Annotated in this window: 13 protein-coding genes; 10 read left to right on the top strand and 3 right to left on the bottom strand. The window is 69.9% G+C overall.

Going from position 1 to position 17,619, the window contains the following annotated elements:
• Window positions 1–26: 26 nt before the first annotated feature.
• Window positions 27–1,019, bottom strand: a complete 993-nt coding sequence (locus tag ABZV38_RS18200; protein WP_356328136.1) for an aldo/keto reductase — start codon at window positions 1,017–1,019, stop codon at window positions 27–29.
• A gap of 95 nt (window positions 1,020–1,114) precedes the next feature.
• On the opposite strand from ABZV38_RS18200, the gene ABZV38_RS18195 reads away from it, so the two are divergent.
• The 7 genes from ABZV38_RS18195 to ABZV38_RS18165 all read left to right on the top strand — a co-directional run bounded on the left by ABZV38_RS18195 (window position 1,115) and on the right by ABZV38_RS18165 (window position 11,424).
• Window positions 1,115–2,065 (top strand): 2-hydroxyacid dehydrogenase, encoded by a 951-nt coding sequence (locus tag ABZV38_RS18195; protein WP_356328134.1) that lies wholly within the window; start codon window positions 1,115–1,117, stop codon window positions 2,063–2,065.
• 174 nt (window positions 2,066–2,239) lie between these two features.
• Window positions 2,240–5,176 carry an EAL domain-containing protein gene (locus ABZV38_RS18190; protein WP_356328132.1) on the top strand — a complete coding sequence of 979 codons (2,937 nt, stop codon included), beginning with the start codon at window positions 2,240–2,242 and terminating at the stop codon, window positions 5,174–5,176.
• Window positions 5,177–5,382: 206 nt separating this feature from the next.
• Window positions 5,383–7,239, top strand: coding sequence for an acetolactate synthase large subunit (locus tag ABZV38_RS18185; protein WP_356328130.1), 1,857 nt, complete (start codon window positions 5,383–5,385; stop codon window positions 7,237–7,239).
• Window positions 7,240–7,261: 22 nt separating this feature from the next.
• Window positions 7,262–7,789, top strand: coding sequence for an acetolactate synthase small subunit (gene ilvN / locus ABZV38_RS18180; protein WP_356328129.1), 528 nt, complete (start codon window positions 7,262–7,264; stop codon window positions 7,787–7,789).
• 101 nt (window positions 7,790–7,890) lie between these two features.
• On the top strand, window positions 7,891–8,892 hold the full coding sequence (gene ilvC, locus ABZV38_RS18175) for a ketol-acid reductoisomerase (protein WP_356328127.1): 1,002 nt from the start codon (window positions 7,891–7,893) through the stop codon (window positions 8,890–8,892).
• A 272-nt stretch (window positions 8,893–9,164) separates the two neighbouring features.
• Window positions 9,165–10,757 carry a phosphoglycerate dehydrogenase gene (gene serA / locus ABZV38_RS18170; protein WP_356328125.1) on the top strand — a complete coding sequence of 531 codons (1,593 nt, stop codon included), beginning with the start codon at window positions 9,165–9,167 and terminating at the stop codon, window positions 10,755–10,757.
• Between the two features lie 82 nt (window positions 10,758–10,839).
• Window positions 10,840–11,424 (top strand): TetR/AcrR family transcriptional regulator, encoded by a 585-nt coding sequence (locus ABZV38_RS18165; protein ID WP_356328123.1) that lies wholly within the window; start codon window positions 10,840–10,842, stop codon window positions 11,422–11,424.
• A 19-nt stretch (window positions 11,425–11,443) separates the two neighbouring features.
• Here the strand turns inward: ABZV38_RS18165 and ABZV38_RS18160 are convergent, their stop codons facing one another.
• Entirely contained in the window at window positions 11,444–12,868 is a 1,425-nt protein-coding gene (locus ABZV38_RS18160; protein ID WP_356328121.1) for a PLP-dependent aminotransferase family protein, read from the bottom strand.
• 47 nt (window positions 12,869–12,915) lie between these two features.
• Here ABZV38_RS18160 and ABZV38_RS18155 point away from each other — a divergent pair, with 47 nt between their 5' ends.
• Window positions 12,916–13,398 (top strand): carboxymuconolactone decarboxylase family protein, encoded by a 483-nt coding sequence (locus tag ABZV38_RS18155; RefSeq protein WP_356328119.1) that lies wholly within the window; start codon window positions 12,916–12,918, stop codon window positions 13,396–13,398.
• 44 nt (window positions 13,399–13,442) lie between these two features.
• On the opposite strand, the gene ABZV38_RS18150 is transcribed toward ABZV38_RS18155, so the two are convergent.
• Complete coding sequence (locus ABZV38_RS18150) at window positions 13,443–14,591, bottom strand: helix-turn-helix domain-containing protein (protein ID WP_356328117.1); 1,149 nt, start codon at window positions 14,589–14,591, stop codon at window positions 13,443–13,445.
• 182 nt (window positions 14,592–14,773) lie between these two features.
• Between ABZV38_RS18150 and ABZV38_RS18145 the strand changes: the two genes are divergently transcribed.
• Together ABZV38_RS18145 and pruA are read left to right on the top strand one after the other, a co-directional pair.
• On the top strand, window positions 14,774–15,700 hold the full coding sequence (locus ABZV38_RS18145; RefSeq protein ID WP_356328115.1) for a proline dehydrogenase family protein: 927 nt from the start codon (window positions 14,774–14,776) through the stop codon (window positions 15,698–15,700).
• Between the two features lie 51 nt (window positions 15,701–15,751).
• The gene (gene pruA, locus ABZV38_RS18140; RefSeq protein WP_356328113.1) at window positions 15,752–17,383 is read left to right on the top strand and encodes an L-glutamate gamma-semialdehyde dehydrogenase; all 1,632 of its coding nucleotides are present in this window, start codon (window positions 15,752–15,754) and stop codon (window positions 17,381–17,383) included.
• Window positions 17,384–17,619 lie beyond the last annotated feature (236 nt).

Raw genomic sequence — 17,619 nt, 5'->3', positions numbered from 1 at the left:
TCCGCATGCCCGCCGACTTTCTGCGCTCAGTCCCACGACCCCAGCGCCCGCGGCAGCCGCGCGATCTCCGCCAGATCCCGCGCCGTCAGCTCGAGCCCGGCCGCCCCCGCGTTCTCCACCGCCCACTGCTCCCGCTTCGTGCCCGGCACCGGCACCACATGCGGGCCCTGGCGCAAAACCCACGCCAGCGCCACCTGCGCCGGAGTCGCCCCGTGCCGTTCGGCGATCCGCCGCAGCCCCACCACCACCGGCTGGTTCGCCGCCATCATCTCGGCCGTGAACCGCGGATGCCTGGCCCGCAGATCGTCCGGCTCGAAGCCCTGGCCCGGCGTCAGCGTGCCCGTGAGATAGCCGTTGCCCAGCGGCATCGCCGCCAGCAGCCCCACACCCCGCGCCTCGCACCACGGCAGCAGCGTGTCGAGGGCCTCCGGCGACCACACCGAGAGCTCCGTCTGGACCGCGCTCACCGGAAAGACCTGCTGCACCCGCTCCAGCTGGCGAATCGTTCCGTCGTGCATCCGCGCACCCGGCCGGCGCGAGGCCCGCGCCCCGACCGCGCTCAGCCCCAGCGCCCGGACCTTCCCCGTGGTGACCAGCTCCGCCATCGCACCCCAGGTCTCCTCCACCGGCACCTCGGGATCGGCCCGGTGCAGCTGGTACAGATCGATCACATCGGTCTGCAGCCGCCGCAGCGACGCGTCGCAGGCCCGGCGCACATAGCCGGGACGGCCGTTGGCCACGATGTGCTGATCGCCCACCAGCAGCCCACACTTGGTGGAGAGGAAGGCATCGGCCCGGCGCCCTTTGAGGGCCCTGCCGATCAGGAGCTCGTTGGTGAAGGGGCCGTACATGTCGGCCGTATCGAGCAGCTGGACACCCGCGTCCAGCGCGGCGTGCACCGTCCGCAACGCACGGTCACCGCGCTGCTGCGACGCGCTGTACGCCCAGTTCATCGGCATGCAGCCGAGCCCGACCGCACCCACGGCGAGCGCCGCCGCACCGAGACCCCTGCGCTCCAACTCCCCGAACCCTCCCTCGGCCCCGCCGTCACGGGACCACACCGCACCCCAAAGTAGCCTCTGCCGTCTCCCGTACTTCGCATAGCCTCCTGACCATGACTTCCACGACGACTCCCGATGTCTGGCTGCCGATTCCGGCTGACGAGATCGAAGGGCTCCCCGAGGGTCTCAACTACCGCTTCTGGGACGGCGAGCACGATTTCCCCGCCGACCCCGCGGACTGCGCGTTCTATGTCGTTCCCTACATGAAGGGGCCGGAGATCGCGGTCCGCCCGCTCGCCGGGATGGGCGCGGTCCAGGTCGTGCAGACGCTCTCGGCGGGCATCGACCATGTCCAGCCGGGGCTCGGCCGGTTGCCCGCCGGTGTGCGGCTGTGCAACGCCAAGGGAGTTCACGAGGCCTCGACGGCAGAGCTCGCTCTCGCTCTGATCCTCGCCTCGCTGCGCGGCTTCCCCGGGTTCGTCCATGGCCAGGACAAGGAGGAGTGGCGGGCAGGTTTCTACCCGGCGCTCGCCGACAAGTCCGTTCTGATCGTGGGGTACGGATCGATCGGCGCCGCCATCGAGGACCGGCTCGCGCCCTTCGAGTGTGCGCGGGTGGCGCGCGTCGCGCGCTCCGCGCGGACAACAGCACGCGGCCCCGTACACACACTCGACGACCTGCCCGCACTGCTGCGCGAAGCCGACATCGTCATTCTGTCCACCCCGCTGAACCCCTCCACACAAGGGCTGGTGAGCGCCGACTTCCTCGCCGCGATGCCGGACGGGGCTCTGCTCGTGAACGTCGCCCGGGGCGGCGTCGTGGGCACCAAGGCCCTGCTGTCCGAACTCGAGTCCGGGCGGCTGCGCGCGGCCCTCGATGTCACCGACCCGGAACCGCTGCCCGCCGGCCACCCCCTCTGGCATGCTCCGAACGTCCTGATCACTCCGCATGTGGGCGGCAGCACCTCGGCGTTCCTGCCGCGCGCCAAGCGGCTGCTGGCCGGACAGCTCACCCGGTTCGCCGCGAGGGAGTCGGTGCACAACGTCGTACTCACCACCGGCTGACCACGCTGCGAATCCGTTCTGCTGCGCAGAGTGCCGACAACGACTCAGTTCGTCACGGAGAGTAGAGGGGCTATGTCCCTGCGTGACGACTCTGGTGTATCGTCCCGAATGGGGGCTGCGCCGTGGAAGGGACGGCGCGGGGGCGGCAGCGGAACGCGAGGGGGGCGACGGGCGATGGACGAACGATCCGACGCGGCAGGGCGGTCGACGGAGACCACCTGGGCGCCCATCGTGCCGCGTTCGCACCCGTCCGACGGCATCGGGGACACCTCGGTGAGCGCCCCGGCGAGCGCTCTCGGGGCGTTCTTCTCCCGGCAGTCGACCGCCGGAGGGGCGTCCGGGGCGGTCTCGCAGATCCTTCTCGGCCTGGTCTGCGGCGGTTACGCCGTGGGGGCGGCTTTCGGCTGGGGCTCGTCCGAGCTGGCCCTCATCATGGGCGACTTCGGTCTCAGTGCTGCTGCCCTGATCGCGGCCGTCTCCTGCTTCCTCTACGCGCGTTTCGCGTGCAACCGGTTCCGGCCCGCCTGGCTGCTGTTCTCGCTCTCCTCCCTGATGGCCGCCGGGGGGAACGCCGTCTGGGGCTGGTACGAGGTCGTGCTCGGGCTCGATGTGCCCAGCCCGTCGCCGGCCGATGTCTTCTTCCTCTGCTTCGCGCCGCCCGCCATCGTCGGGCTGCTCGTCCTTGCCAAGCGCCCCGTCACCAGGGCGGGTTGGGTCTGCCTGGTGCTGGACGCCTGGCTGATCGGCGGATCGCTCCTCACGCTCTCCTGGAGCCTGGCGCTTGCCCACACCGCGCATCTCGCGGACGCCGAGGGGGCGAGTGTGTCCCGCGCGGCGCTCTCGCTGGCCTATCCGCTGCTCGACATCGTGCTGGTCTCCATGGTGCTCGCCCTGCACTTCCGGCGGGCCAACATCAACCGCTCCGCGGTGAACACCGCCATCGCCGCCCTCGCCCTGACGGTCCTCTGCGACGCGCTGTTCACCTCGCCCCTGCTCCGTCAGACCTACCACTCCGGCCAGATGCTGGACGCCGGCTGGTTCGCCGGTTCACTGCTCCTCGCGTACGCCCCCTGGGGCGCGAACAGGACAGGAGACAACGCTGTCGAGCAGCGCCCCGCCCCGCGCACCACCACTCGTCCGATCGCCGGTTCGCTGGCCGCGCTGACGCCGTATCTCGCGGCCGCCGTCTGCACCCTCGGCATCCTCTACAACGTCATCGAGGGCCGCCGGGTGGACCGCGTCGTGGTCTTCACCGGTTGCACGGTGGTGCTCGCCCTGGTCGTTCGGCAGGGCATCATGCTCGTCGACAACATCGCGCTCACCCAGGAGCTGGCGCAGAAGGAGAACCACTTCCGCTCCCTGGTCCAGGGCTCCAGCGACGTCATCATGATCGCCGCCCCCACCGGCATACTCCGGTACGTCAGCCCCGCCGCCTCCGGTGTCTACGGGCGGGAGGCCGACGACCTGATCGGTGCCGAGCTCGCCTCGATCATCCACCCCGAGGACCTGGGGCGCGTGGTCCACGAGGTGCGGCGGTTTCTGGCCGCGCCGCCCAGTGAGGAACCCACCACCCGGATCGAGTGCCGGTTCAGATCCGGCACCGGGGAGTGGCTCAACGTCGAGTCCACCGTCAACCGCCATCAGGGCGGACTGATCCTCAACAGCCGGGACGTGACCGAACGGGTCAGGCTGCAGGCCCAGTTGCAGCACAACGCCGAGCACGACCCGCTCACCGACCTGCCCAACCGTGCCCTGTTCACCGAGCGCGTCCGCCAGGCTCTCGGGGGCCGCCGCTCCGGTGACCCCGGTACCGCGGTGCTCTTCATCGACCTCGACGGCTTCAAGGCGGTCAACGACCGTCTCGGCCACCAGGCGGGCGACGAGCTGCTCGTCCAGGCCGCCCGCCGCCTCCAGGAGTCCGTACGGGCCGGGGACACCGCGGCCCGCCTCGGCGGCGACGAGTTCGCGGCGCTCATCCTCGGCGACGGCACCCGTGACCAGGGCGCCCGGGAGTACCAGGTCCACGAGCTCGCCGACCGGCTGCGCCTCACGCTCTCCCAGCCGTACCGGATCGGCGGCGGCGAGGTCCGCGTCGCCGCCTCCATCGGGGTCGCCTTCGCCGAGCCCGCCATCACCCCCACCGACCTCATGCGCAACGCCGACCTCGCCATGTACCGGGCCAAGGCGGCCGGCAAGGACCGCGTCGAGCTGTACGCTCCGCAGATGCAGGCCGAAGTGGTGCGCCGATCCGAGCTGGCGGCCCGGCTGCGCACCGCACTGAGGGACGGCGAGTTCGCCCTGCTCCACCAGCCCGTGGTCCATCTCGCCACCGGCACCGTCGCCGCCGTCGCCGCGCAGGCCCGCTGGCGCTCCGCCCAGGGCATTCTGTTCACCCCCGCCGAATTCCTCCGCGTCACCGAGGACAGCGACCGCACCGCAGAGCTCGGCCGCTGGCTCCTCGAAGAGGCCGTCGAGCAGGCAGCCGACCGGGCCAGGGCCGGGCACGAGGTCTCCGTGGCCGTCCGGCTCTCCGCCCGCAGGCTGCTGGACAAGGCGTTGCCGTTCGGCTCCGTCGAGGCACTCCTCACCCGGCACGGCCTGCCCTCGGGGGCGCTGATGATCGAGGTCTCCGACAGTGACCCCCGGGTTTCCTTCGACGAGCTCGAACAGCGCCTCGTCGCGCTGCGCCGGCTCGGCGTACGGATCGCGCTCGACGGTTTCGGAAGCGGCTACGCCGCGATCAACGCGCTGCGCCGGCTCCCCATCGACGTACTGAAACTGGACCGGGGTCTCGTCGAGGGCGTCGTGGAATCGGCCCGGCTGCACAAGATCACCAGTGGGCTGCTGAGAATCGCCTGCGACCTCGGCCTGCAGTCGGTGGCCGACGGGGTCGACGTGCCGGAGCAGGTCCTCGCGCTGCGCGCCATGGGCTGTACGCACGGCCAGGGGATGGCTTTTTCCGGACCGCTGGACGAGTACCGGCTGCGCCGCACCCTGGTGCGCGGCGAGTTCCCGGTGCCGGGCGGCCCCACTGCCCAGCCCGTCCTGACGGGCGGCTCGATTCCGCTCCTCAGCGGCCCACATTCTGAGATGCCTATCCCACCTACTTGACACGCTGTGCGCGTCGGAGAGAGGGTCAATGCCATGCGCACCCGAATTCTCGTACTTGGAAAGCGCGTCGGCTGAAGCAGAGTGCCTCGTTGACACTCTGCAGACCGCACCGGCGCGCTCCCCTCGCTTGCCTCACGGCACGAGGGGTTTTTTGTTGCAGTGGCACACCTCAAAACCCCGCAAAAACCCTCAGCTTCGAGAAGAGAATGCCGATGACCGAGCAGGCCACCGGGGCCCACCATCCCCAGCCGCGGGCCCGTAACGGCGGACCGTCCTCCGCCACCGTTGAGCACGTCACGGGCGCGCAGTCCCTCATCCGGTCTCTTGAAGAGGTGGGGGCCGACACGGTATTCGGCATTCCCGGCGGCGCCATCCTTCCGGCGTACGACCCGATGATGGACTCCACCCGGGTCCGTCATGTGCTGGTCCGTCACGAGCAGGGCGCCGGCCACGCCGCCACCGGCTATGCGCAGGCCACCGGCAAGGTCGGTGTCTGCATGGCCACTTCCGGCCCGGGAGCCACCAACCTGGTCACCCCGATCGCCGACGCGCACATGGACTCCGTCCCGCTGGTCGCGATCACCGGCCAGGTCGCCTCCAAGGCGATCGGCACGGACGCATTCCAGGAAGCCGACATCTGCGGCATCACGATGCCGGTCACCAAGCACAACTTCCTGGTCACCCGGGCCGAGGACATCCCGCACACGATCGCCGAGGCCTTCCACATCGCCGCCACCGGCCGTCCGGGCCCCGTCCTCGTCGACATCGCCAAGGACGCCCTGCAGGCGCAGACCACGTTCAGGTGGCCGCCGACCCAGGACCTGCCCGGCTACCGTCCGGTCACCAAGCCGCACGCCAAGCAGATCCGCGAGGCCGCCAAGCTCATCACCCAGGCCAAGCGCCCGGTGCTGTACGTCGGCGGCGGCGTCATGAAGGCCGGGGCCACCGCCGAGCTGAAGGTCCTCGCCGAGCTCACCGGAGCGCCCGTCACCACCACCCTGATGGCGCTCGGTTCGTTCCCCGACAGCCACCCGCTGCACGTGGGAATGCCGGGCATGCACGGTTCGGTCACCGCCGTCACCGCGCTGCAGAAGGCCGACCTGATCGTCGCCCTCGGAGCCCGCTTCGACGACCGCGTCACCGGCAAGCTGGACAGCTTCGCCCCGTACGCCAAGATCGTCCACGCCGACATCGACCCCGCGGAGATCGGCAAGAACCGCACCGCCGACGTGCCGATCGTCGGCGACGCCCGCGAGGTCATCGCCGACCTCGTCCAGGCCGTCCAGGCCGAGCACACCGAGGGACACACCGGCGACTACTCCGCCTGGTGGAAGGACCTCAACCGCTGGCGCGACACCTACCCGGTCGGTTACGACCTCCCCGAGGACGGCAGCCTCTCCCCCCAGCAGGTCATCCAGCGCATCGGCAAACTCGCCCCCGAAGGCACGATCTTCGCGGCGGGCGTCGGCCAGCACCAGATGTGGGCCTCGCACTTCATCCAGTACGAGCAGCCCGCCACCTGGCTGAACTCCGGCGGCGCCGGAACGATGGGTTACGCGGTCCCGGCCGCGATGGGCGCCAAGGCCGGCATGCCGGACCGTACGGTCTGGGCGATCGACGGTGACGGCTGCTTCCAGATGACCAATCAGGAACTCACCACCTGCACGCTCAACAACATCCCGATCAAGGTCGCGATCATCAACAACGGCGCGCTCGGGATGGTCCGCCAGTGGCAGACCCTGTTCTACAACCAGCGGTACTCCCACACTGTGCTGCACTCCGGCACCGACACCGAGGGCACTCCGGCGAAGGGCACCCGCGTGCCGGACTTCGTCAAGCTGTCCGAGGCCATGGGCTGCCACGCGATCCGCTGCGAGGACCCGGCCGATCTGGACAAGGTCATCGCCGAGGCCAACGCGATCAACGACCGCCCGGTCGTCATCGACTTCATCGTCCACGAGGACGCCATGGTGTGGCCGATGGTCGCCGCCGGCACCTCCAACGACGAGGTCATGGCTGCCCGTGGCGTCCGCCCCGACTTCGGCGACAACGAAGACGACTGAGAGACAGAGAGAGACCGACTCCATGTCCACCAAGCACACGCTCTCCGTCCTGGTCGAGAACAAGCCCGGTGTCCTCGCCCGGATCACGGCCCTGTTCTCCCGACGCGGCTTCAACATCGATTCGCTCGCGGTCGGTACCACCGAGCACCCCGACATCTCGCGCATCACCATCGTCGTGAACGTCGAGGACCTGCCCCTCGAGCAGGTGACCAAGCAGCTCAACAAGCTGATCAACGTACTGAAGATCGTCGAACTCGAGCCGTCCGCTGCGATCCAGCGTGAGCTCGTCCTGGTGAAGGTCCGCGCCGACAACGAGACCCGCTCCCAGATCGTCGAGATCGTCAAGCTGTTCCGCGCCAAGACCGTGGACGTCTCCCCGGAGGCCGTCACGATCGAGGCGACCGGCGGCGCCGACAAGCTGGACGCCATGCTCAAGATGCTGGAGCAGTACGGCATCAAGGAGCTCGTCCAGTCCGGCACCATCGCCATAGGGCGCGGCGCGCGCTCGATCACCGACCGTTCGCTGCGCGCACTCGACCGTACGGCCTAGCCGCCACCCTCTCGCCGCTCGTATGGCGAGACCCGAAAACGTATTTGGCGCCCCCCGCCGTACGGTGGGACGCAACACCTGCACACCAAGGAGAAGACCCAGTGGCCGAGCTGTTCTACGACGACGATGCCGACCTGTCCATCATCCAGGGCCGCAAGGTCGCGGTCATCGGCTACGGCAGCCAGGGCCATGCCCACGCGCTGTCGCTGCGTGACTCGGGTGTCGACGTCCGTGTCGGTCTGCACGAGGGCTCGAAGTCCAAGGCCAAGGCCGAGGAGCAGGGCCTGCGCGTGGTGACCCCGGCCGAGGCCGCCGCCGAGGCCGACGTCATCATGATCCTCGTCCCGGACCCGATCCAGGCCCAGGTCTACGAGGAGTCGATCAAGGGCAACCTCAAGGACGGCGACGCGCTGTTCTTCGGACACGGGCTGAACATCCGGTTCGACTTCATCAAGCCGCCGGCGGGTGTCGACGTCTGCATGGTCGCCCCGAAGGGCCCGGGTCACCTGGTCCGCCGCCAGTACGAGGAGGGTCGCGGCGTTCCGTGCATCGTGGCTGTCGAGCAGGATGCCTCGGGCAACGGCCTGGCGCTGGCCCTGTCGTACGCGAAGGGCATCGGCGGTACCCGCGCCGGCGTCATCAAGACGACCTTCACCGAGGAGACCGAGACCGACCTGTTCGGTGAGCAGGCCGTCCTCTGCGGTGGCACCGCCGCTCTGGTCAAGGCCGGTTTCGAGACCCTGACCGAGGCCGGATACCAGCCGGAGATCGCCTACTTCGAGTGCCTCCACGAGCTGAAGCTCATCGTCGACCTGATGTACGAGGGCGGCCTGGAGAAGATGCGCTGGTCGATCTCGGAGACCGCCGAGTGGGGCGACTACGTCACCGGTCCGCGGATCATCACGGACGCCACCAAGGCCGAGATGAAGAAGGTTCTCACCGAGATCCAGGACGGCACCTTCGCCAAGAACTGGATGGCCGAGTACCACAGCGGTCTGCCCAAGTACAACGAGTACAAGAAGGCCGACAGCGACCACCTGCTGGAGACCACCGGCCGTGAGCTGCGCAAGCTCATGAGCTGGGTGAACGACGAGGACGCGTAAGTCCTCCGCCGCGGGGCGGGTCTTCGGACCCGCCCCGCGGCGCATCCCCGCATCCCCGCTGGAAGAAGCGGCGCCGTACGTGTGTACAAGTCGTCCAGCCCCGTGTGGGTGATCCTTCCATCGGGGCGCAGAATGCGCCCCGATGCATGACTACACTGCTCCACACATACACGCGTCAGGCCCACAGTGTCGTGCGTCTTCCACGCGGCAAGCCCCCTCCACCGCCTGCGGCCGTCGGGACGGCCGTCCGCACTGGACTTGTGAGGACTCACGTGAGCTCGAAACCTGTCGTACTCATCGCTGAAGAGCTGTCGCCTGCCACGGTTGACGCCCTGGGACCGGATTTCGACATCCGGCACTGCAACGGCGCGGACCGCGCCGAACTCCTCCCCGCGATCGCCGATGTCGACGCCATCCTGGTGCGCTCCGCCACCAAGGTCGACGCCGAGGCCATCGCCGCCGCGAAGAAGCTGAAGGTCGTCGCCCGCGCGGGAGTCGGTCTGGACAATGTCGACGTGTCCGCGGCCACCAAGGCCGGCGTGATGGTCGTCAACGCCCCGACGTCCAACATCGTCACCGCCGCCGAGCTGGCCTGCGGTCTGCTCGTCGCCACCGCACGCAACATCCCGCAGGCCAACACCGCCCTCAAGAACGGCGAGTGGAAGCGCTCCAAGTACACCGGCGTCGAGCTGAGCGAGAAGACCCTCGGTGTCGTCGGCCTCGGCCGCATCGGCGTGCTGGTCGCGCAGCGCATGTCGGCCTTCGGCATGAAGATCGTCGCGTACGACCCCTATGTGCAGCCGGCCCGCGCCGCGCAGATGGGCGTCAAGCTCCTCACGCTGGACGAGCTGCTCGAAGTCTCCGACTTCATCACCGTGCACCTGCCGAAGACCCCCGAGACGCTCGGCCTGATCGGCGACGAGGCGCTGCACAAGGTGAAGCCCTCCGTGCGGATCGTCAACGCCGCACGCGGCGGCATCGTCGACGAGGAGGCGCTCGCCTCCGCCCTCAAGGAGGGCCGCGTCGCCGGCGCCGGTCTCGACGTGTACACGAAGGAACCCTGCACGGACTCCCCGCTGTTCCAGTTCGACCAGGTCGTCTGCACCCCGCACCTCGGCGCCTCCACCGACGAGGCGCAGGAGAAGGCGGGCATCGCCGTCGCCAAGTCCGTCCGCCTCGCGCTCGCCGGTGAGCTCGTGCCGGACGCGGTCAACGTGCAGGGCGGCGTCATCGCCGAGGACGTACGTCCCGGCCTGCCTCTCGCCGAGAAGCTCGGCCGGATCTTCACCGCGCTCGCGGGCGAGGTCGCGGCCCGCCTCGATGTCGAGGTGTACGGCGAGATCACCCAGCACGACGTCAAGGTGCTCGAACTCTCCGCGCTCAAGGGCGTCTTCGAGGACGTCGTCGACGAGACGGTGTCCTACGTCAACGCCCCGCTCTTCGCGCAGGAGCGCGGTGTCGAGGTCCGCCTCACCACCAGCTCCGAGTCGCCGGACCACCGCAATGTGGTGACCGTCCGCGGCACGCTGGCGAGTGGCGAGGAGGTCGCGGTCTCCGGCACGCTGGCCGGCCCCAAGCACCTCCAGAAGATCGTCGCGATCGGCGAGCACGATGTGGACCTGGCGCTCGCCGACCACATGGTCGTCCTGCGGTACGAGGACCGTCCCGGTGTCGTCGGTGCGGTCGGCAAGATCCTCGGTGAGGCCGGACTCAATATCGCGGGCATGCAGGTCTCGCGGGCGGCCGCGGGCGGCGAGGCGCTGGTCGTCCTCACCGTCGACGACGACGTCCCGGCAGCGGTCCTGAGCGAGATCGCCGAGGAGATCGGCGCGACCTCGGCCCGCTCGGTGAACCTCACCGACTGATCACAACCCTGAGCGGGCCGGCGTCCCCGGCATGTAGACGTGCGTCTTACACAAACGTCTGCATGCCGGGTATGCTGCTTTTATGGGACACCGTGAGGATCTGCTCGAAGGCGCCAAGCGCTGCCTGCTGGAGAAGGGGTACGCCCGGACGACGGCGCGCGACATCGTGGCCGCCTCCGGCACCAACCTCGCCTCCATCGGCTACCACTACGGCTCCAAGGAGGCCCTGCTCAATCTGGCCTTTCTGCAGCTGACCGAGGAGTGGGGCGACCGGGTCACCGTACCGGCCGGCGAGTCCGAGGACAGTGGCGTGCCCGGCGCACCGCTCGACCAGTTCCGTGCGGCCTGGGAGCAGGTCATCGCGAGCTATCCGCAGAGCCGCGCGATCTGGAAGCTCCAGATGGAGGTGGTGTCGCGGCTGGATGTCGACCCCGAGCTCCAGAAGGCCCTGGCCGGGCCGCAGGAGGAGGGCCGCTACGGACTCGCCGAGAACATGCTGGGCATCGATCCGGAAACCGATCCCGAGAAGGCGCGCGTCGTCGGACTGTTCTGTCAGGCACTGCTCGCGGGTGTGATGGTGCAGTGGATGGTCGACGAGGAGACCGCGCCCTCGGCGCAGGATCTGACGGACGGCCTCAAGGCGATCCTCGAAGGCCGCCCGTTCTGAAGGGGCCGGTCCGGATCGGTCAGGCATCGGGTGACGGCAGGGCCCGGCACAGTGCATCCAGGGCCGCGGCGTACGCATGGTCCGGAGGCGTCGCATAGCCCACGACCAGGCCGTCCTCGGCGGGCATGGTGGCGGCCGGATGACGGAAGTCGGCGAGCGGGTCCAGACCGAGGCCCTGCCAGGCGGCGGCCTTGACGGTGGAGCGTTCGGTGCCGGGCGGCAGCCGCAGGACGGCGTGCAGTCCGGCGGCGATGCCGGTGGGCGTGATGTGCGGGGCGTGTGCGGCCAGGGCGGCGACCAGCTGGTCGCGGCGGCGCCGGTAGCGCTGGCGCATCCGGCGGATGTGCCGGTCGTAGTGGCCGGATTCGATGAGGTCGGCGAGCGCGAGCTGGTCCAGGACGCTCACCCAGCCCTCGCGTTCCCCCTTGACGGCCAGTACGGCGCCGACGAGGTGCTCGGGCAGAACCATCCAGCCCAGCCGGACCGCGGGGGAGAGGGTCTTGCTGACGGAGCCGAGGTGGACGACCCGGTCCGGCTCGAGGCCCTGGACGGCGCCCACCGGCTCACGGTCGTAACGGAACTCCCCGTCGTAGTCGTCCTCCAGAACCAGCCCGCCACGGCTACGCGCCCAGTCGACGACGGCCGCGCGCCGCTCCGGGTGCAGCGGACCGCCCGTAGGGAACTGGTGGGCCGGGGTGAGCAGCACACTCCGTACACCCGGCAGACCGGTCAACTGGGCGGTGCGGGCCCCGTGTTCGTCGAGCGCCAGCGGGACCGTACGGACCCTGGCGGCGGTCAGCAGCGAACGGTGGAAACCGAGCCCGTACGACTCCACCGCCAGCGGGCCGCGCAGCACGCCGCCACCGAACAGCAGCCGCAGGGCGTGCGCGAAGCCGGAGCAGATCACGATCCGTTCGGGGGAGCAGCGCACCCCGCGGGCGCGGGCCAGATAACCGGTCAGCGCGCGGCGCAGTTCGATGCGACCCTGCGGATCACCGGGGCCGAAGGCGTCGTTCGGCGCGGCGTTCACGGCGCGGCGGGAGGCCGCGAGCCAGGCGCCACGGGGGAAGGACGCGGCGTCCGGCTGTCCTTGGCGGAGGTTGTGCACGGGCGGGGCCGGGCGCGACGGCGCCTTCTTCGGGACACGGGCAGGGGCGACGGCATCGGCGCGGTGGGCGACCCGGGTGCCGGACCCCTGACGGGCGGTCAGCCAGCCCTCGGCGACCAGTTCGGCATAGGCGTCGGCGACGGTGTTGCGGGCCAGCCCGAGGTCGGCGGCGAGTGAGCGGTAGGGCGGGAGCCGGGTGCCCGGCGGCAGCCGTCCCGCCCGGACCGCGTCGCGCAGCGCGCGGATGAGAACAGCCCGGCGGCTGCCCGGTCCTGTCAGCTCCAGCAGCAGGTCACTGCCGATCCGCTCCGCCGAATTGACCCATGATTCCGACATCAAAATGCACCCTACGTGAGGTCGCCCGGCTCCGTAGCGTAGTGATCATGACGAACAACGAAGCAGTCATCCGAGCCGCCCGAGTCAACTTCGCCAAAGCCGCCCCGAAGGCGTTCAAGGCCCTCATCGGCTTCGACGCCGCCGCGCGGCAGGGCCTGGACCCCGCGCTCGTCGAACTGGTCCAGATCCGGTCCTCCCAGCTCAACGGGTGCGCATACTGCCTGCACATGCACACCACGGACGCCCGCAAGGCGGGTGAGAGCGAGGAGCGGCTGCACATGGTCGCCGTCTGGCCGGAGGCCGCCCACTTCTTCACGGAGAAGGAACAGGCGGCACTCGCGCTCACCGAGGCCGTCACCCTGGTCTCCCGCGGCGGCGTCCCGGACGACGTCTACGCCCGCGCGGCGGCCCACTTCGATGAGCCCGAGCTGGCCGGGCTGTTGGCCCTGATCTTCACGATCAACACCTGGAACCGCATCGCGCTGAGCACGGGGAAGGTGGCGGGCACGGACGAGCGGGTGGCCCACTGAGGGGAGCGGCTGCACCCTGTTTCAGAGGTCCCACGGGACAGCCCTTAGAGCCGCGCCGCCTTCAGGGCCATGTGCAGCAGCAGCCGGTTCTCGCCGTCGTTCAGATCCAGACCGGTGAGCTGCTCGACCCGGGACAGCCGGTAGTACAGCGTCTGCCGGTGGATGCCGAGTTCGGCGGCCGTGCGGCTCGCCTGGCCCGCGCAGTCGAGGAACACCTCGGCGGTGCGGGCCAGGTCCGTGTGCGGCGGGGTGAGCAGGGGGCGCACCGCTGGGTCCGGGGCGGTGTCCGCCGTCGGGGGGAGTGCGGTGAGCAGGCGGTACGGGCCGATGGCCGACCAGTCGGCGACCGGGCCGAAGCGGGACTCCGCCGCTGCCGCGCGGGCCGCCGCCGAGGCCTCGTGCCAGGCCGCGGCCAGCTCCGGCAGGCCCCGGCGCGGGATCGCGATCCCGGCCGTGGCGGTCCGTCCCGCGGTGGTGCGCAGCCGGTCGGCCGCCGCGGTCGCCGGGTCCCGTACGTCGGGGGAGCGCAGCCGGACCAGTGCGGCCAGCGACAGGGTGCCCGCGCCCGCCGGTGACGGGACCGTGGACAGCGCCGCCGCGGACGGAACCGTACGGGCCGACGGGGTCTCGTCCGGCCACGGGGTCACGCAGACCACCGTGTGCAGCCCGTCCGCGTCCGGGCCCAACGCCTCCCGCAGTGCGGCCACCGCCATGTCGTGCTGCCAGCCCCGCGCGGCCATGAGCACCGCCCCGAACTCCCGGGACAGATCCGCGCCGGCCCGCGCCTCGTCGGAAAGGAGCGCACCGATCCGGGCCGCCACGTCCATCGCCGCGGTCAGCTGTTCGTCGGTCGGCCCGGGGTCCGCGTCGAGCAGCCATACGTAACCGAGCACGACACCCCGATGGCGTACCGGCAGGCAGATCCGGCCACGGATCACCCCGGCCTCCGGGGCGGCGGGAATGCGGATCGGGCCGGTGGCACGGGCGATGCCGAAGCCCTCGAACCAGGCGCGGACCGCGGGTGTGGAGCGACGGGTCAGGATCGACCGGGTGCGGACCGGGTCCATCGCCATGTCGTCGTCGCTGTCGTGCGCCCCGAAGGCGACCAGGCCGAAGTCCCGGTTCTCCAGCGTCGCGGGGGCGCCGAGCAGCGCGGAGATCTCGTCCACCAGCTCCTGATAATCGCCCTTCACCCGGCCATTCTCGCACCTCATCAGACATATGTCTGAGATCCAGGGCACGGATGCGTGACAGCTGTCGATGGCACAGGATCGGAGGGATCCTTAGATTTCACGGTGGTTCTCCGTGCTGTACCGGTCTGATTCAGTTCCTGCCGGTACGGCCCTCGTTCATACCTTTCCGTTGGAGGTGCCCCGTGCTGGCTCCCGTGATTCTCGCTGCGTCGCGCAGTGACAAGATGCGCCGTTTCATTTCGGCTGCTCCGGGGACCAAGCAGGTCGTCGACCGGTTCATCGCCGGCGAGACGGTCGAGCAGGTCGTCCCGATCATCGAGGACGCCACCGGGAAGGGCCTCGAGGTCACCCTCGACGTCGTCGGCGAGGACATCACGACGCCCGAGCAGGCCACCGCCGCACGCGATGCGTACCTGGAGCTGATCGACCGCCTGAAGGACCTCGGCCTGGGCACCAGGGCCGAGATGTCCATCAAGCTGTCGATGTTCGGCCAGGCACTGGAGGGCGGCCACGAGATGGCGCTCGCCAACGTCCGCCCGGTCGTCGAGGCCGCCGCCGCGATCGGCACCACGGTCACCCTGGACGCCGAGGACCACACCACGCTCGACTCGATGTTCGCCATCCACGAGGAGCTGCGGAAGGACTTCCCGCAGACCGGCTGTGTCATCCAGGCCTACCTGTTCCGCACCGAGGACGACGCACGCCGCCTGGCCGCCGCCGGTAGCCGCGTCCGCATCGTGAAGGGCGCCTACAAGGAGCCCGCCTCCGTCGCGTACCAGGACAAGGCCGAGATCGACAAGGCGTACGTCCGCATCCTGAAGACCCTGATGGAGGGCGAGGGCTACCCGATGATCGGGTCCCACGACCCGCGGCTCATCGCCATCGCGCAGGAGCTCGCCCGCAAGGCCGGGCGCAAACTGGACGAGTACGAGTTCCAGATGCTGTACGGGATCCGCAGCGACGAGCACGTCCGGCTCGCGGCCGAGGGCCACCGGATGCGTGTCTACACCGCGTACGGCACCGACTGGTACGGCTACTTCATGCGCCGCCTCGCGGAGAAGCCGGCCAACCTGCTGTTCTTCGCCCGCTCAATCCTCACCAAGGGCTGACCCGCCCACCCCGCTGCCCCCACCCCGCTGAAGCAAGGAGACAAGGCACTCATGGACGCTGTGACCCAGGTCCCCGCGCCGGTCAACGAGCCGGTCCACTCCTACGCCCCGGGTTCCCCGGAGCGCGCCCGTCTGGAGGCGAAGCTCAAGGAGCTCGCCGAGAACCCGATCGACCTGCCGATGACCATCGGCGGCGAGAAGCGGATGGGTGGCGGCGAGCGTTTCGACCTCGTACAGCCGCACAACCACAAGGCCGTCATCGGCACGTTCGCCGGCGCCACCGAGCAGGACGCGCGGGACGCGATCGACGCCGCCCTCGACGCCGCCCCGGCGTGGCGTGCGATGTCGTTCGACGACCGCGCCGCGATCATCCTGCGCGCCGCCGAGCTGCTTTCCGGCCCCTGGCGCGCGACGCTGGCCGCCTCGACCATGCTCGGCCAGTCGAAGACCGTCCAGCAGGCCGAGATCGACACCCCGTGCGAGCTCGTCGACTTCTGGCGCTTCAACGTGCACTACGCGCGCCAGATCCTGGCCGAGCAGCCCCCGGCCAACTCCCCGGGTGTGTGGAACCGCATGGACCACCGCCCGCTGGAGGGCTTCGTCTACGCGATCACGCCGTTCAACTTCACGGCCATCGCGGGCAACCTGCCCACCGCCCCCGCTCTCATGGGCAACGTCGTGGTGTGGAAGCCGTCCCCGACGCAGACCCACTCCGCCGTGCTGCTGATGCAGCTCCTGGAGGAGGCCGGCCTGCCCAAGGGTGTCATCAACCTGGTGACCGGCGACGGCATCGCCGTCTCCGAGGTCGCCCTGAACCACCGCGACCTGGCCGGCATCCACTTCACCGGCTCGACCCCGACCTTCCAGCACCTGTGGAAGACGGTCGGCAACAACATCGCCAACTACCGCACCTACCCGCGTCTGGTCGGCGAGACCGGCGGCAAGGACTTCGTCGTCGCGCACCCCAGCGCCGACCGCGCCGTTCTGAAGACCGCGCTGACCCGTGGCTCCTTCGAGTTCCAGGGCCAGAAGTGCTCGGCCTCCTCCCGGGCGTACGTCCCGGCCTCCATCTGGAACTCCGGTTTCAAGGAGGAGTTCGCGTCCGAGGTCGACTCCATCACCATGGGTGACGTCACCGACCTGTCGAACTTCATCGGCGCCGTCATCGACGAGCGCGCGTTCGCCAAGAACAAGGCGGCGATCGACCGGGCCAAGGCCGACGCGTCCTGCACCGTCGTCGCGGGCGGCACGTATGACGACTCGGTCGGCTACTTCGTCCGCCCGACGGTCATCGAGTGCGCCGACCCGGCCAACGAGGTCTTCACGACCGAGTACTTCGGCCCGATCCTCGCGGTCCACGTGTACGAGGACGACAAGTACGACGAGATGCTGGAGCAGATGGAGTCGGTCTCCGACTACGCGCTGACCGGCTCGGTCATCTCGGGCGACCGCGCCGCGGCCGCGTACACGATGGAGAAGCTCCGCTACGCGGCGGGCAACTTCTACATCAACGACAAGTCGACCGGTGCGGTCGTCGGCCAGCAGCCCTTCGGTGGCGGCCGTGCCTCGGGCACGAACGACAAGGCGGGCGCCCCGCAGAACCTGCAGCGCTGGACGCTGACCCGCGCCATCAAGGAGACGCTGGTCGCGCCGACCGACTACACCTACCCCCACCAGGGCTGACGCCCTCCGGGGTGCGGCGCGTCCGCACCCCGCCACAGATCCCGCCCCCGTCCGGCTCCCCCCAGCCGGACGGGGGCGGATTCCATTTCCGGCTCGCGCCCGGGGCACCCGCGCCCGGGCGTCTCGCGCCGGGCCCGGGTCCTAGTAGGGCTTGGTCAGGTCAGTGTTGGTGGTGCGTGTCCTGTGGGTTCAATGTGTCGTTGAATGCGTGTGACTCCGGAAGAAATTGCGTCTGT

Source organism: Streptomyces sp. NPDC005181, from assembly GCF_040608395.1.
Taxonomy (GTDB): Bacteria; Actinomycetota; Actinomycetes; order Streptomycetales; family Streptomycetaceae; genus Streptomyces.
This window is presented reverse-complemented; position numbering and strand designations above follow the sequence as displayed.